Annotated in this window: 12 protein-coding genes; 5 read left to right on the top strand and 7 right to left on the bottom strand. The window is 63.7% G+C overall.

The annotated features are described in order from the left end of the window. Positions 1–49: 49 nt before the first annotated feature. Entirely contained in the window at positions 50–2,908 is a 2,859-nt protein-coding gene (locus ACFOKF_RS19600) for a TonB-dependent receptor (RefSeq protein WP_380798077.1), read from the bottom strand. Positions 2,909–3,163: 255 nt separating this feature from the next. Then, positions 3,164–4,165 (bottom strand): alpha/beta hydrolase, encoded by a 1,002-nt coding sequence (locus ACFOKF_RS19595; RefSeq protein WP_380798076.1) that lies wholly within the window; start codon positions 4,163–4,165, stop codon positions 3,164–3,166. A 192-nt stretch (positions 4,166–4,357) separates the two neighbouring features. Here ACFOKF_RS19595 and ACFOKF_RS19590 point away from each other — a divergent pair, with 192 nt between their 5' ends. Together ACFOKF_RS19590 and ACFOKF_RS19585 are read left to right on the top strand one after the other, a co-directional pair. Beyond that, positions 4,358–5,788 (top strand): pectate lyase family protein, encoded by a 1,431-nt coding sequence (locus ACFOKF_RS19590; RefSeq protein ID WP_380798075.1) that lies wholly within the window; start codon positions 4,358–4,360, stop codon positions 5,786–5,788. Further along, positions 5,785–6,180, top strand: a complete 396-nt coding sequence (locus tag ACFOKF_RS19585; RefSeq protein WP_380798074.1) for a cupin domain-containing protein — start codon at positions 5,785–5,787, stop codon at positions 6,178–6,180. Before ACFOKF_RS19590 ends, ACFOKF_RS19585 begins: the two co-directional genes overlap by 4 nt. 15 nt (positions 6,181–6,195) lie before the next feature. On the opposite strand, the gene ACFOKF_RS19580 is transcribed toward ACFOKF_RS19585, so the two are convergent. Genes ACFOKF_RS19580 through ACFOKF_RS19570 form a run of 3 tightly spaced genes read right to left on the bottom strand, consistent with a single transcriptional unit; the run spans position 6,196 to position 9,294 of the window. Continuing rightward, positions 6,196–6,957, bottom strand: coding sequence for an SDR family NAD(P)-dependent oxidoreductase (locus tag ACFOKF_RS19580; protein ID WP_380798073.1), 762 nt, complete (start codon positions 6,955–6,957; stop codon positions 6,196–6,198). Positions 6,958–6,970: 13 nt separating this feature from the next. Then, positions 6,971–8,155 (bottom strand): acetyl-CoA C-acyltransferase, encoded by a 1,185-nt coding sequence (locus ACFOKF_RS19575; protein WP_380798071.1) that lies wholly within the window; start codon positions 8,153–8,155, stop codon positions 6,971–6,973. Positions 8,156–8,169: 14 nt separating this feature from the next. Next, positions 8,170–9,294, bottom strand: a complete 1,125-nt coding sequence (locus ACFOKF_RS19570; protein WP_380798069.1) for an acyl-CoA dehydrogenase family protein — start codon at positions 9,292–9,294, stop codon at positions 8,170–8,172. Positions 9,295–9,376: 82 nt separating this feature from the next. Between ACFOKF_RS19570 and ACFOKF_RS19565 the strand changes: the two genes are divergently transcribed. Next, entirely contained in the window at positions 9,377–10,003 is a 627-nt protein-coding gene (locus ACFOKF_RS19565) for a TetR/AcrR family transcriptional regulator (RefSeq protein WP_380798067.1), read from the top strand. A gap of 253 nt (positions 10,004–10,256) precedes the next feature. Beyond that, positions 10,257–12,461 carry a catalase/peroxidase HPI gene (gene katG, locus ACFOKF_RS19560; RefSeq protein ID WP_380798065.1) on the top strand — a complete coding sequence of 735 codons (2,205 nt, stop codon included), beginning with the start codon at positions 10,257–10,259 and terminating at the stop codon, positions 12,459–12,461. 50 nt (positions 12,462–12,511) lie between these two features. On the opposite strand, the gene ACFOKF_RS19555 is transcribed toward katG, so the two are convergent. Further along, the gene (locus ACFOKF_RS19555) at positions 12,512–13,441 is read right to left on the bottom strand and encodes a LysR family transcriptional regulator (protein WP_380798064.1); all 930 of its coding nucleotides are present in this window, start codon (positions 13,439–13,441) and stop codon (positions 12,512–12,514) included. 116 nt (positions 13,442–13,557) lie between these two features. Here ACFOKF_RS19555 and ACFOKF_RS19550 point away from each other — a divergent pair, with 116 nt between their 5' ends. Then, positions 13,558–14,256 carry a pirin family protein gene (locus tag ACFOKF_RS19550; protein ID WP_380798063.1) on the top strand — a complete coding sequence of 233 codons (699 nt, stop codon included), beginning with the start codon at positions 13,558–13,560 and terminating at the stop codon, positions 14,254–14,256. Positions 14,257–14,309: 53 nt separating this feature from the next. On the opposite strand, the gene ACFOKF_RS19545 is transcribed toward ACFOKF_RS19550, so the two are convergent. Further along, the gene (locus ACFOKF_RS19545; RefSeq protein ID WP_380798062.1) at positions 14,310–14,972 is read right to left on the bottom strand and encodes a DUF4198 domain-containing protein; all 663 of its coding nucleotides are present in this window, start codon (positions 14,970–14,972) and stop codon (positions 14,310–14,312) included. Positions 14,973–15,457 lie beyond the last annotated feature (485 nt).

Here is a 15,457-nt window from a genome sequence, read left to right as displayed (position 1 = left end):
ACCATAAAATAGCCGGATCGCGCGTGCAGACGCGATCCGGCCGGGCGCCTTAGAGCTTGAAGCGTGCGCCAATTTGAAGAGTGCGCCCGAAGTGCAGATATTCGTAGTTCCGGTTGGCATCGAGATCGGTGTAGCGATCGCGATATTCGTCGGTCAGGTTAATGCCCTCCAGCGACAATTCGATCCAGTCGGTCAGCTTGTAGCGCACCGACGCATCGACATTGACCGTGCTGTTATACCCTTCGAACACATTGCCGGTGCCGCTATTCTGATCAATATAGCCGCTGCGATAGCTGGCCGACACGCGCGCCGAGAATTTCTCATCTTCATAATAAAGCGTGCCGTTGAACGCCCGCTTCGACAGGCCGAACAAAGTGGCGTTGCGCACCGATGCGATATTGCCGCCGCCCGGGACCACAGCCGGGCCGGAAACAGTGTAGCTTGCGCTGGAGTCCACGAAGGTCGCGTTCAAAATCCCGCCAAAATGCGACAGGAAGCCGGGCAGGAAGGTGAAGGGCGCCTGCACAGCCAGCTCTATCCCCTTGAGACTCGCGCCGCTGCCGTTGACGATCGTGTTGATTGCCCAGCCTTCCGGCCGCTCAGGCTGGATCGCGGCGGGCGAACTGGGCGGGATGACCGACAGAGGCAGCCCGGTCGACGCGAAGGTGCCGGTGATGGTCTGGCTGATCGGGAAGCTCTGCACATCCTTCTTGAACGCCGCGACGGAAAAGACCGATTGCGGCGCAAAATACCATTCGACCGCCAGATCATAAGCGGTCGCCCGGAACGGATCGAGGAAGGGATTGCCGAAGCTGATGCGATAGTTGAACCCATCGACAGACCCGCCGGGCGTCAGATTGCCCAGGCTCGGACGCGTCATCACATCGGCGACAGAGGCGCGAACGATGATGTCCTTGTGTGGGAAGAAGGCGATGTTCGCGGCCGGCAACCAATCCTCATAGGATCGCGACACGCTGACCATCGTACCATTGTTCAGACCGCGCGAACTCTGATCGGTCTTCACATAGCGGATGCCGGCATTGGCCGCATATTCCAGCCCGAAAATCTCGCCCTTGGCATCGAACTGGATATAGCCGCCGGTGGTCTTTTCCACGACGCCGCGCGTGTTGCCGGCATCCACCGCCAGCGCCCGCTCATACAGGTTGGTGTAATCGGTGCCGGTCGCCAGATTGGGCACCAGCCATTGCGTCGTCGTCCCCGCCGGCGCGCCCGCGCCCTTCAGCGTGAACAGTTGCGCCAGATCGGACGTCACCGGCAGACCATAGATGGCGGTGGGGCCAAAGGCGCTGGTGGGCGAACAGTTCACCGTGCCCAGCACCCGGTCCACACCGCCATTACCGCACACCACCGTATCGCGGGTATAGCCTTCGGTATCGAAGGCGAAGCGGCGATAGACCCCGCCCGCCTTGACCGTGAAGCCGTCCGCCACATCCCATTCGGTGCGCAACTGTGCGGTGCGGAACTTGTTGACGGTGGAGGAAGGCCGGTCGCGAATTTCCGCCAGCTGAAAATTGGCCGGATCGGTAACGCTGGTGCCGAATGTCAGCACCGGCTTGCGCGAATTACTATAGTCATAGCTATAACCCTGCGCATCGCGATCATCGAACACCAAAGTCGTTTCGACCGGGATCGACGCGTCCGACTTCGAGAAGCCGCCCAGCAGGGTGAAGCGGAAGCTGTCGCTGACATCCTGATCCCAGGTCGCGCCCAGCTGATAGAATTTGGTCTGCGACTTGCGCAAATAATGTTCGGTGCGGACCCAGGCGTCATTCAGCGTCGCCGACACCATATTGCCCTTGTCGTCATAGGTCGGGTTGACGACGTCGATCGAGCGTTCGTTGGAGCGCAGCAGCACTTCGCCCCATTTCTCCTCGCGCGTCTCGCGAAAGCGGGAGAAGAGGCCGTCGATCGACACCTTGGTCGCGTCGGACGGCGCCCACTGGATTGATCCGGTCACGCCCAGCCGCTCGCGTTCCTGCGCAATTTCGCCATAGCGCGGAATGCGCGGGTGAAAGGCCAGCGCCGCCTCGTTGCAGGCCGCGCTCGCCACATAGGAACCGCCGCTATTGGGCTGGGTGAAGCAGGGCACGCCATCGACGCTGTCGAACCGCGCCTGCGACCAGCGCACCGTATTATTGCCCATCTGCCTGGTGTCGAGCTTGGAGTAAGCGGCGGACAGCGCCACGCCCCATTGCCCGTCGGCCGACTTCCAGGACATCAGCCCCGCCAGACGCGGCCCCCATTTCTTGCTGAGGTCATTATAGGAACCCGTCGCGGAGCCGACGAAGGTAAAACCATCCTTCCCCGCCAGAGGATTGCCGGTGTTGAGGTCCACCACCGCGCCTAGCGATCCTTCGTCCAGCGAAGCCTCGGCCGTCTTGTGCACCACCAGCGAACTGAACAGCTCCGACGCGAAGACGTTGAAGTCGAAGGCGCGATCGCGGTTGGAACTGGCGCCGTCGGTCGATGTCGCCACCGTCTCCAGTCCGTTCACCCGGACCCGCGTGAATTGCGCGCCCAGACCGCGCACCGTGATCGCGCGCCCTTCGCCGCCGTCGCGCTGGATCGAGATGCCGGGAATGCGTTGTAGGGATTCCGCCAGATTCTGGTCGGGGAATTTGGCGATGTCTTCCGCCACGATCGCATCGACCGATCCTACCGTCTGGCGCTTCAGGTTGATTGCCGCGCCCAGCGACTGGCGAAAGCCGGTGACGACGATGTCGGCGACCTCACCCTCCGGCGCGGCGTCCTGCGCGGCCTGCGGCGCGGATTGCGTTGCCGCGTCCTGCGCCAGCGCGCCGGCCGGCATCGCCAGCATCAGCGCCGCGAAAGACGCGCCGGTCAGCCAGCGCCGATTATTACGATGAATATTGCCCTTTCCAGTCATCAGCTTTCCTCTCCCATCCCATTTTCCCGGTCGATCCGAGCCGACCGGGTCCGCATTTCACGTGGGAAAGGTGCAGATTGCATCCTTCCCGCAGCAGCGACGCCGGCTTGTGCCGGTCCGTTGTCGCTGCGTGGAAACCGGTGTCATAAATGCGCCCGACGCGAAAGCCTGTCAATATGCCGTGATGCGATCGGGCAGAACTTCACACCGCAATTTCTGATATTATATTGATTTTAAATGTTTTTCTTTGCAATCTCAGGTCGACATCAGGTCCTGTCCGACGGCCCATTCGACAAAAAGTTCGGGCCAGACGGCCACCGGTTTCCCTGCCGCTCGCCGCAGCCCGAAACCATGCCCGCCCTGCATGAACAGATGCGTATCCACCGCCAGTCCCTGCGCCCGCCAGGCCCGCCGCAACAACAGGCTGTTTTCCACCGGCACCACATCATCATCCTCAGCATGCACCAGAAAACAGGGCGGACAGGCCGGCGTCACCTGCTCATGCGGCGAATGAAGTCGCTGCGCCGCCGCATCGGGCGACTCGCCGATCAGGTTGCGCCGCGACCCTTCATGCGCTTCGGGTCGATACATCGACACCACCGGATAGATGGGCGCCGCGACAATTGGCCGCACCGCCTGCCGGTCCGCAACATCCACCGGATCATAGGTCGGCGTCGCGAATCGCGTCGCCAGATCGGCGCAGACATGCCCGCCCGCGGAAAAACCCATCGCCCCGACCCGCGCCGGATCAACTCCGAAATCCGCCGCCCGATGCCGGATCAGCCGCATCGCCCGCTGCGCGTCTGACAAAGCGACATCTGCCCCCGCCGCCCAGCCATCCTGCGGCAAGCGATAGAAAAGCACGAAGACGCTGACGCCTCGCTGCGCCAGCCAGGGACCGATTTCATAGCCCTCCTTGTCGATCACCACCCAGCTATAGCCGCCGCCCGGCATTACCAGCATCGCCGCGCCATTGGGGTTGCGCGCCCGGAAAACCGCCAGTCGCGGCCGCGCAATATGGATCAGGGCGCGATCGGTCAGCGTCGGGTCGCTACTGCGTTCGCGCACCATTTCGGCCGGCGCGACCGGCGCCATGCCCGGCGGCCCGCCCGGCCACAGATCGATCATCAGGTCCGGCTGAACGGCCCCCGTCACCTCGGCTACCGCCGCGCTGGCCGCACCCTTTGCCGGACCGCGCCCGGAAGCACCCAGCGCCAGCCCTCCGCCGATCATCAGACTGCGGCGATCCACCGTCATGGCTCTCTCCTGACACAAGAAGGGCCGGTCGGCGCGTGCAGACGCCGACCGGCCATCCGCCCTCCCCCTTCCATATCGGGATAGGCAGGCACCGGGCCATCACAAGGGCAACGGATGGACACCGGTGTCAAAAACAGTTGCAGCCGATCCGCGCCAATGTCAAGAATGAAGGAAAGAGGAGAGTTGATCGCCATGAAGCCCCCCCTGTCGCGTCTGCTGTCGCTGCCGCTGGCCGCCCCCCTGCTGATCGGCCTGACCGCCATCGGACTCCCCCTTCCTGCCGCCGCCGCGCCATCCGCAGCAACGCAGGCGGCCAGCGCTCTTGCCTTCCCCGGCGCCGTTGGCTGGGCCGCGACTACGCCGGGCGGGCGCGGCGGCCGCATCATCCGCGTCACTACCCTTGCTCCAGATGGTCCCGGCAGCTTCAAAGCCGCGCTGGAGGCCAAAGGCCCCCGCATCATCGTATTCGAAGTCGGCGGCATCATCGACATGGGCCGGGAAGCGCTCAGGATCAGCGAACCCTATGTCACCATCGCCGGCCAGACCGCGCCCTCGCCCGGCATCACCCTCATCAAGACCGGCATCGACATCGCCACCCATGACGTGGTGATGCGCCATATCCGCATCCGCACCGGGGTCGATGGTCAGCCCAAGATGAGCGGCTGGGAAGCCGACGCCCTGTCCACTGTCGCCGCCCATCATGTCGTTATTGATCATTGCAGCTTCACCTGGGCGATCGACGAAAATATGTCCGCCTCCGGCCCGCGCTTCGAAGGCAAGACCCCTGACGAGTGGCGGCAGAACACCAGCCACGCCATCACCTTTTCCTATAATCTCGCGGCGGAAGGACTGGCCGATGCCAGCCATCCCAAAGGGGAGCATAGCAAGGGCACGCTGATCCATGACAATGCCAGCCAGATCCTGATCTGGCGCAATATCTATGCCCATAACAAGGAGCGCAATCCGCTGGTGAAGGGCGGCGGCCAGGTCGAACTGGTCAACAACATCCTCTATGATCCCGGCGAACGCGCGCTTCATTATAATCTGATGGCGCTGGAATGGGGCGATCACCCCTATCAGACGGGCAAGATTTCCGCCGTCGGCAATGTGCTGCGCGGCGGCGTGTCGACCGCCACCGGCATGCCCTTCCTCATGCTGGGCGGAGACGGCGACCTCGACTATCATGGCAAGGACAATATCGCCGTCGATAAATTCGGCCAGCCGCTGCCCATGTTCGGCCGCTATGGTGAAACCCGTGCAAAGCTGAACGACCTGCCCGCCCCGCCCATCTGGTGGCCCGGCACGCAGGTCTTGCCCGCACGCGACGTGGAAACCCATGTCCTCGCCCGCGCCGGCGCCCGCCCCTGGGATCGCGATGCAGACGATCTGCGCGTCCTGTTCTTCGTGGCGGAGGGGCGCGGCGAGATCATCGACGATGAAAAACAGGTCGGCGGCTATCCAAAAATGGCCCAGACCCGCGCGCCCTTTGTCGAGGGCGACTGGAATCTCGACACGATGGAACCGAAATCGGGCCGCTATCCCGGCCAGACAGCGGAAATCGCCGAACATCTGTCGGATCGCGACAAGATGATGCGGCAGGGTGAAGCGGAGACACGCAAATGAGCCTTATCCTTTCCCTTCTCGCAGCCGCCGCAGCCGCTGCTCCGCCCATGGCGGTGATCGACGAAAAGACTGTGATGCGCGAAGAACCGACGCCCCACGGAAAAATCGGCATGAGCACCGCCTATCGCATCAGCGACGCTGTGCCCCAACCGCGCCGCATGGAGTTTCGCAAACGCATCCTCCATGTCGGCTCGGCCATCGGCCTGCACCCCATCGCCCATGATGAGGTCTATTATGTCCTCTCCGGCACCGGCGACGTCACATCCGACGGCGAAACCCGCAGTCTTACCCCCGGCATGACCGCCTATCTTTATGACGGCGCGGTCGTAGGCATCAAACAGACGGGCGCGGAACCGCTGGCGTTGATCATCTCTTATCCTGTGAAGGAGTGATGCACCCCAGCGCCCTCAGCGCGGGGCCATGCGGATTGCGCCGTCCAGACGAATGACCTCGCCGTTCAGCATCGGATTGCGAACGATGCTTTCCACCAGTTGCGCATATTCGGTGGGCTTCCCCAGACGGCTGGGATGCGGCACTTGTGCGCCCAGCGCATCCTGCACTTGCTGCGGAAATGCCTCCAGCATCGGCGTCAGGAAAATGCCAGGCGCGATGGTCATGACGCGGATCTTGTGGCTGGCAAGGTCGCGGGCGATCGGCAGGGTCATGCCCACCACCCCGCCCTTCGACGCGGCATAGGCCGCCTGCCCGATCTGCCCGTCATAGGCCGCGACCGACGCCGTGTTGACGATGACGCCCCGTTCGCCATCCACTTCATCCACAGCCGCAAGCTGGGCGGCGAATTTGGCGATGACGTTGAAGCTGCCGATCAGGTTGACCGAAATGGTCTTCGCGAAAATGTCGAGCGGATGGGATGCATTGTCCTTGCCCACCGTCTTTACCGCTGGCGCCACCCCGGCGCAGTTGACGAGGATGCGGGCAATGCCATGCGCCGCCTGCGCCGCATCCAGACCGGCGGCCACGCTGGCATCGTCGGCGACGTTGACAGCGACATAGACACCTCCCAGCGCGTCCGCCGTCGCCCGTCCGGCCTCCTCATTCAGGTCAAAGATCGCAACCTTCGCCCCTTGCTGCGCCAGCATCGTCGCCGTCGCCTTGCCCAGGCCCGATGCGCCGCCGGTGACGATCGCGGCTGCTCCGTTGATGTCCACTTCGCTGTCTCCTTCAGATCCGTTCGATCGCCATGGCGGTCGCTTCGCCCCCACCGATGCACAGGCTGGCCACGCCGCGCTTCAACCCGCGCGTCTCCAGCGCCGCGATCAGCGTAGCGAGAATGCGCGCGCCCGATGCGCCGATCGGATGGCCCAGCGCGGTCGCGCCACCATTCACATTGATCCGATCGTCCGGGATGCCCAGTTCCTTGGCGGCGATCATGGCGACCACGGCAAAGGCTTCATTGACCTCGAACAGGTCGACATCGGCCACCGACCAGCCTGCCTTGTCCAGCGCCTTGCGCATCGCGGGCACGGGCGCCGTCGTGAACTTCGCCGGCTCATGCGCATGGGCAGCCGTCGCGACGACCGTCGCCACAGTCTTGAGGCCCAGGCGCGCCGCCACGCTGGCCCGGGTCATCACCAGCGCCGCCGCACCATCCGAAATGGAGGAGGCATTGGCCGCCGTGATGGTGCCGTCCTTGACGAACGCCGGCTTCAGGCCGGGAATCTTTTCCGGCCGCGCCTTACCCGGCTGTTCGTCGGTATCGACGATCGTATCGCCGCCCCGGCCCTTGACCGTGACCGGCGCAATTTCCCGCACGAAAGCGCCACTGGCGATCGCCGCATTCGCGCGCTCCAGCGACCGGATGGCATAGGCATCCTGATCCTCGCGCGTGAACTGATAGTCGCGCACCGCCTCCTCGGCAAAGACGCCCATCGCTTTGCCGGGTTCATAGGCATCCTCCAGCCCGTCCATCATCATCGTGTCGATGATCCGGTCATGGCCGATCCGCGCGCCGCCGCGATGCTTGGGCAGGGCGTAGGGCGCATTGGTCATGCTCTCCATGCCTCCGGCAATGACGACATCGGCCGCCCCGGCAGCCAGCGCCTCATGCGCCATGATCGCGGCCTGCATGCCTGATCCGCACATCTTGTTGACCGTGGTCGCCTCGGTATTCAGGCCCAATCCCGCGCCCAAGGCCGCCTGACGCGCCGGCGCCTGTCCCAACCCCGCCGGCAACACGCATCCCATATAGATGCGATCGACGGCATCGGCGGCCAGCCCCGCCCGCTCGACAGCCGCCTTCACGGCCGCCGCGCCCAGATCGGTGGCTTTGAGCGGCGACAATATCCCCTGAAATCCGCCCATCGGCGTGCGGGCATAGCTGGCGATGACGACGGGATCGTCCTGCATCTTTTTCTCCTGTCTCAAAGGCTGCGCGCAATGACCATGCGCTGAATGTCCGATGTGCCCTCATAAATCTGGCAGACGCGCACATCGCGGTAGATTTTGGCGACGCCATATTCCTCCAGATAGCCATAGCCGCCCAGCGTCTGCATCGCGCCGGAGACGATCGCCTCCGCCGCTTCGGACGCGAACAGCTTGGCCATCGACGCCTGCGTCAGGCAGGGCGCGCCGGCATTTTTGGTGCGGGCCGCGTGCAAAACCAGTTGCCGCGCAGCCTCCAGCCGGGTGGCCAGGTCCGCCAGGCGAAAACCCACCGCCTGATGATCCATGATCGCCTTGCCGAAACTCTTGCGATCCTTCGCATAGGCGATCGCAATCTCCAGCGCCGCCTGCGCCATGCCCACACACTGGGCGGCAATGCCGATGCGCCCCGTTTCCAGATTGGCCAGCGCCTGCGCATATCCCTGCCCCGGCTGGCCGATCAGCAGGTCATCCTCCACAAACATGTCGTCGAAACGCAGCGCGCAGGTATCGGATGCGCCCTGCCCCATTTTATGTTCGACCTTGTCGACGCCATAGCCAGGCCGGTCGGTCGGCACGATGAAGGCGGACAGGCCCTTCTTGCCAGCATCGGGATCGGTCAGGGCGATGATCATCACCAACCCGGCGATCTTGCCCGATGTAATGAACTGCTTTGCGCCCGTGATCCGCCAACCGCCCTCGACTCTGATCGCGCGGGTGCGCACGGCCGAAGCGTCCGATCCGGCGTCCGCCTCCGTCAGGGCAAAGGCGCCGATCGTGCGGCCGCCGATCAGGTCGGGCAGGAAGCGCGCCTTCTGCGCGTCGCTGCCATTTTTGAGCAGGCCCGAAACGAGGATGCTGTTCTGGATCGACACGATGGTCGACAGCGCCCCGTCGGCCGCGGCGATCTCCATCAGCGCCAGCGCATAGGAAACGGCGTCCGCCTCCGCCCCGCCATAGGCTTCGGGCGCGGTCATGCCCCAAAGGCCAAGCTGCGCCATCTGCTCGAACAGCCCAGGCGGATAGCCGCCCTCCGACTCGAACCGCGCGCTGTGCGGACGAATATTGTCCTGCGCAAAAGCGCGTACCGTATCGCGAATGGCGATCTGGATTTCCGTCAGCATACTCACCCGTCTTTTATATACTCATGGGTACATTGATTATCCTCTGGTTTCTTGTCAATGCTGGGGCGTGAAGGAGATCGCCTTGTCGAAACAGCTTGCCGCATCCCCTTTCCGCTCACGCGAGGAACGCAATCGGGAGCGGGAGGAAAAGCGCGAGGCCGTGCTGCTGGCGGCGGTGCGCCTGTTCAACGCGCGCGGCTATCATGCGGCGTCGCTGGACGATGTCGCCGCCAGTCTGGGCGTCAGCAAACCGACCATCTACCATTATCTGGGCAATAAGGAGCAGGTGCTGGTCGAATGCGTCAATCGCGGGCTGGAAATGCTCCGTGCGGCGGCGGATGACGCCATGCAGGCGCAGGGCAGCGGCTTTGATCGACTGCGCGCCTTCCTATGCCGCTATGCGGAAATCAACATGGATGATTTCGGCCGCTGCGTCATCCGCACCAGTGAGGAAGTCCTGTCCATGGACAGCGCCACCCGCTTCCGCGCGCGCAAGCGGGAGATTGACGCAGCGGTGCGCGACCTGATCGCACAGGGCATGGCCGACGGATCGATCGCGCCGGTCGATGTGCGCTTCGCCTCCTTCGCGCTGGCGGGCGCGCTCAACTGGCCGGCGCGCTGGCATGATCCCGACGGACCTCTGGCGCCGGAAGAGATTGCCGAAAGGCTGGTCGATGTGGTGATGGGTGGACTGACGCCCCGCGCCTGACGCGCGCCCGCAGCCCTGCGCGACGGATTTTCTTCGATACGCGACCGGAACGTCCGCGCCTGCACGGCATTGATGTGCGGGATAGCGGGAGCATGTAGCCCATGCGCATTTTTGTACGAAACGCATATATTCGGCGCGCCGTCATCGCCGCGTCGTTGCACAATATTATCAATCAGACAGAGCGATATTCTCGACTTTGTACAGGCGGCGACCGATCCTAAAGTCCGCGCAGGGAAAAGACAGGAGAACAGAGATGGACGCCAAGACGACTAAAGATGCTTCGGGCTGCCCGGTGAACCATGGGGGCGTAACGCGCACCCTGTTGGGCCGCACCAATCGCGACTGGTGGCCCAACCAGCTGTCGCTCGACATCCTTCAGCAAAACGGCCTGTCGGGCAATCCGATGGACAAGGATTTCGATTATGCGGCGGCGTTCAAGACGATCGATTATGATGGGCTGAAGGCGGACCTGACCGCGCTGATGACCGACAGCCAGCCCTGGTGGCCGGCCGACTATGGCCATTATGGCCCCTTCTTCATCCGCATGGCCTGGCACAGCGCCGGCACCTATCGCACCGGCGACGGGCGCGGCGGCGCGTCCTCCGGGTCGCAGCGCTTCGCCCCGCTCAACAGCTGGCCGGACAATGGCAATCTGGACAAGGCGCGCCGCCTGCTCTGGCCGATCAAGCAGAAATATGGCCAGAAGCTCAGCTGGGCGGACCTCATGATCCTGGCCGGCAATGTCGCGATCGAATCGATGGGCGGGCCGGTCTTCGGCTTTGGCGGCGGCCGCGCCGACGTGTTCGAACCGGAAAAGGATATTTACTGGGGCACCGAAGAAAATTGGGTCGGCGACCCGGATAACCAGACCCGCATCCAGCCGGAAAAGGACATGGAGCTGGAAAGTCCGCTGGCGGCGATCCAGATGGGCCTGATCTACGTCAATCCCGAAGGACCGGGCGGCAATCCCGATCCGCTCCAGTCGGGCCGCGATATTCGCGAAACCTTTGCCCGCATGGGCATGAATGACGAAGAAACGGCGGCGCTGACGGCCGGCGGCCACACGTTCGGCAAGGCGCATGGCGCGGGCGACGCGTCGCTGGTCGGCACGGAGCCGGAAGGCGCAGACATCGCGCAGCAGGGCTTTGGCTGGCTGAACGGCTTTGAAAGCGGGATTGGCGACCACACGACCACCAGCGGCATCGAAGGCGCATGGACGCCCACGCCCATCACATGGGACATGAGCTATTTCGACATGCTGCTGGACCATGAGTATGAACTGGTGCGCAGCCCCGCTGGCGCGAAACAGTGGCAGCCGGTCGGCAACCCGGAAGACACGCTGGCGCCCAAGGCGCATACGCCGGGCGTCAAGGTGCCTACGATGATGACCACTGCCGACATGGCGATGAAGGTCGATCCGGCCTATGCGCAGATCATGGCGAAATTCCGGGCCGATCCGGCCTATTTCGCCGATGCCTTCGCCCGCGCGTGGTTCAAGCTGTGCCATCGCGACATGGGACCAAAGGCCCGCTATCTCGGCCCTGAAGTTCCGGCCGAAGACCTGATCTGGCAGGATCCGATCCCGGCAGCGACCGGGCCGGCGCTGGACGATGCGACCGTTGCAACGCTCAAGGCGAAGATCGCCGCCTCTGGCCTGTCGGTGGCCGATCTGGTCAAGACCGCCTGGGCGTCGGCCGTCACCTATCGCGGGTCCGACCATCGCGGCGGCGCCAATGGCGCGCGCCTGCGCCTCGCCCCGCAAAAGGACTGGAACGTCAATGAGCCGGCAGAACTGGCCCGCGTGCTGGCAATTTATGACGGCATCGCCAGCGAAAGCGGCGCATCGGTCGCCGACCTGATCGTGTTGGGCGGCAATCTCGGCATCGAGCAGGCGGCGAAGGCGGCGGGCCATGATGTGTCCGTGCCCTTCACGCCCGGCCGGTCGGACGCTTCGCAGGAGCAGACCGATGTCGAAGGCTTCGCCGTGCTGGAGCCGAAGGCCGATGGCTTCCGCAACTATCTTCAGGTGCGTTTCAACGTGCCGACGGAGGAGTTGCTGGTCGATCGGGCGCAGTTGCTGGGCCTGTCAGCGCCCGAAATGACGGTGTTGGTCGGGGGGCTGCGCGTGCTGGGCGCCAATCATGGCGGATCGGCGCATGGCGTCCTCACGACCCGCGTCGGCCAGCTGACCAACGACTTCTTCGTCAACCTGCTCGACATGGGCACCGCCTGGAAGCAGGTGGAGGACGAAGCCGACCAGAGCTATGTCGGGTCCGACCGCGCGACTGGCGAGAAGAAGTGGACCGCCACCCGCACCGACCTCGCCTTCGGATCGAACTCGCAGCTGCGCGCCCTGTCGGAAGTCTATGCGGCGTCCGACGCGGGTGAGAAGTTCGTGCGCGACTTCGTGGCGGCCTGGGTCAAGGTGATGACCGCCGATCGTTTCGATCTGGCGTAACAAGGATATGGGCGGCCTGCGATGAAGATCGTCATCGCAGGCCGTTTCCATCAAACGTCGCTCATGCCATCGGCTTCACGATCATCCTGTCCCAGCGCGACGAACTGCTCCAGCAGCCAGCTGGCCGCCGGGCCGGGCGGCGTGTCGCGCCGCCAGATGCCCGAAAAGCGATAGGTGCCGCCGGGATGATCGGGCATGGCCAGCCGCACCAAAGTCCCCGCGACCAGATCGGCCTCGATCATCGGCAGCGGCATATTGCCCCAGCCAATCCCTTCGCGCAGCAGCGCATGTTTCGCGCCCAGGTCCGCCAGACGCCACGTCTTCGGGCTGCTGACCGAAAAATCACGCCCTTCAGTAAAGCGCGAACGGTCGGTCAGCACCAACTGGGTATAGTCCCGCCCCGCGCCCGGCGCGATCACATCCATCCGTCCCAGCGGATGATCGGGCGCAGCGACCGGCACCATCGACACCAGCCCCGCCCCCATGCTTTCAATCCCCTCGACCCCGGCAGAAAGCGGCCCGGAAAGGCCGACCACCGCGCCGCGATCCAGCACCATCGCCGTGATCGCGCCCAGCGCTTCGGCATGCAGGCGCAGTTGCACGGTGGGAAACTCCTTCGCAAAGGCGCGCAGCACCCGGCCCAGTCGCTCCGCCGGCAGCATCACGTCGACCGCCAGATTGACCTCCGCCTCCAGCCCGTCGAGCAGCCCCTTCACCTTGGCCCGCAGACCGTCAATGCCATGGGATATGCTGCGCGCCTCGGCCAGCAAGGCACGGCCAGCCACGGTCAGCTGCGGCTTGCGCGTTCCTTCCCGCTCGAACAGCATCAGGCCCAGTTGCGCCTCCAGATTGGCGACGCCATAGCTGATGACTGACACGGCGCGATTGAGCTTGCGCCCGGCGGCGGCGAAACTGCCGGTATCGACGATGGTCAGGAAGATGCGCAGCTGATCGAAAGTCGGCGTGCCGGGATTATTCACTTTTCTATTCCCTCGAACATTATCACCCATTTTATCCCTCTGAACCAGAAAGATCGCAAGGGGTAAAGACAGTCCCAACGCGAGGCGGCATTCCGCCCCCGCACGGAGACAAGACCATGATCGAACTTCGTCCTTTCGACAGCCTCGGCGGCGCCAACCATGGCTGGCTCGACGCCAAGCATCATTTTTCCTTCGCCAGCTATCATGATCCCAAGCGCGTCCACTGGGGCAATCTGCGCGTGTGGAACGACGATACGATCGCGCCGAACACCGGCTTTCCGCCGCATCCCCATCGCGACATGGAAATCATCACCTATGTTCGCGAAGGCGCGATCACCCATGAAGACAGCCTGGGCAACAAAGGCCGCACCGAAGCGGGCGATGTTCAGGTGATGAGCGCAGGCACCGGCGTTCGCCATTCGGAATATAATCGCGAAGATGTGACGACGAAGATCTTCCAGATATGGATCATCCCCACCCGCGAAGGCGAAGCCCCCAGTTGGGGCGCCCGTCCCTTCCCCAAGGGCGACCGCGCCGGCCAGTTCGTGACGCTGGCGTCGGGCTATGACAATGACAATGACGCGCTGCAAATCCGCACTGACGCGCGGGTTGTCGCAGCCACGCTGAAGGCCGGCGAAAGCGCCGAATATCCGATCGGCAAGGATCGCAAGGCCTATCTGGTGCCCGCCACCGGCGCAATCCGGATTGACGATGTGCGGGTCAATGCCCGCGACGGCGCAGCGATCAGCGACCTCGATGTCATCCGCGTAACGGCGATCGAGGATAGCGAAATCGTGCTGGTCGACGCCGCGTAAAAATAAGGAGGGGGGGGAGGCTGACCGATCAGCCTCCCCACTTCTTCATGCGATCAATCGTTGACGAAGGTCAGCGTCGCCATGTGATAGAGCGTCGCCACTTTCTGGTCGCGCAACGTCAGGTCGCCCTTCTCCTCATGCGTCGCCGACAGGATGAAGCGGCCCTTGTCCTTGAGCGGCAAAGTGACGCGCCCCTGCGCATCGGTGGTGAAGCTTTTCGACCATTTGTCGGGCGAAATCACCAGCAGCTTGGCCGCCGGCACCGGTTTGCCATCACGGATCAGGGTGAAGCTGTCTGCGTTGGCGGCGGTCGGCACGATTTCCAGCGGCAGGCCGGCCTTCGCTTCGGCGCGGCCGGCGCGAGCATAATAGATGACGCCCTGCTTCTTGCCCTCTTCGCCCCAGGGGTCGAACACGCTGTCGTCTATCACGCGAACATCGCCGGCGGGCGCTGCGACCTCTATGTAGCCGGTCTTGCGTACCTGCGCCGCCTGCGATGCGGGCACCAGACGCGGCGCCTTCAGCTTTTCGAACTCGGGATCGCCGCCTTCGGGCAAAACATCGCCCGGTTCGCCCAGATAGATGCGCGCCGGTCCTGCGCCATCGCGCTCGACCCAGATTTCATGCGCCTGCGCGGCGGATCCCGTCGCCAGCAGCGCCGTGGCCAGCAGGAACGCCCTGCCCCATGTCGCAACTGTTTTGCCGCTCACCATCATCCATCTCCCAAATGTGACCCAATGTCTGCCTGATATAGCTAATGCGATCAATTCTCAATTAAATAAAGACTAGTTCGCGACGTGAGCGTCACACCGTCTTTGCAATCCCAGTGATCCAAAGCGTTCGAGATGCCTCTCCCGCCGTCGCCGCCGTGAGCGACGTCGCGGCTTTGCGCAGCGGCTTTCTCAACGACGCCAAGCCGAAAGCCTGGATAACCATCGTGAACCTGTTCATGCTGGTCGTTCAACCTTCAATACCGCTTATCATCCAAATTGGCTCTGGCGCATTCATCTCGCCAGCCCATATCCTCTGGTTTTCGCGGGTCGCCTATTCTCCTCGAACGGATCGATGCGCGGCTTTCCGACCCGCATCCTGCAGTAAATCGATCGCGCCTTTGGCACCCTGCCAGCTGATCTTGGCGACGCGATTGCCACTTCACCCTGAACCGCCAGGCCGAATTAGCATTTGTCATGGCGGATTGCGC

The sequence above is a fragment of the Sphingobium rhizovicinum genome, assembly GCF_042647625.1.
Classification (GTDB): Bacteria; Pseudomonadota; Alphaproteobacteria; order Sphingomonadales; family Sphingomonadaceae; genus Sphingobium; species Sphingobium rhizovicinum.
Note: the sequence above shows the minus strand (reverse complement) of the source record. Positions and strands in the feature narration are given on the sequence as shown.

Coding starts and splice junctions, on each gene's coding strand:
- ACFOKF_RS19585 (WP_380798074.1), top strand. CDS start 5,785: ATGAGCCTTATCCTTTCCCTTCTCGCAGCCGCCGCAGCCGCTGCTCCG.
- ACFOKF_RS19590 (WP_380798075.1), top strand. CDS start 4,358: ATGAAGCCCCCCCTGTCGCGTCTGCTGTCGCTGCCGCTGGCCGCCCCC.
- ACFOKF_RS19550 (WP_380798063.1), top strand. CDS start 13,558: ATGATCGAACTTCGTCCTTTCGACAGCCTCGGCGGCGCCAACCATGGC.
- ACFOKF_RS19545 (WP_380798062.1), bottom strand. CDS start 14,972: ATGATGGTGAGCGGCAAAACAGTTGCGACATGGGGCAGGGCGTTCCTG.
- ACFOKF_RS19575 (WP_380798071.1), bottom strand. CDS start 8,155: ATGCAGGACGATCCCGTCGTCATCGCCAGCTATGCCCGCACGCCGATG.
- katG (WP_380798065.1), top strand. CDS start 10,257: ATGGACGCCAAGACGACTAAAGATGCTTCGGGCTGCCCGGTGAACCAT.
- ACFOKF_RS19595 (WP_380798076.1), bottom strand. CDS start 4,165: ATGACGGTGGATCGCCGCAGTCTGATGATCGGCGGAGGGCTGGCGCTG.
- ACFOKF_RS19570 (WP_380798069.1), bottom strand. CDS start 9,294: ATGCTGACGGAAATCCAGATCGCCATTCGCGATACGGTACGCGCTTTT.
- ACFOKF_RS19600 (WP_380798077.1), bottom strand. CDS start 2,908: ATGACTGGAAAGGGCAATATTCATCGTAATAATCGGCGCTGGCTGACC.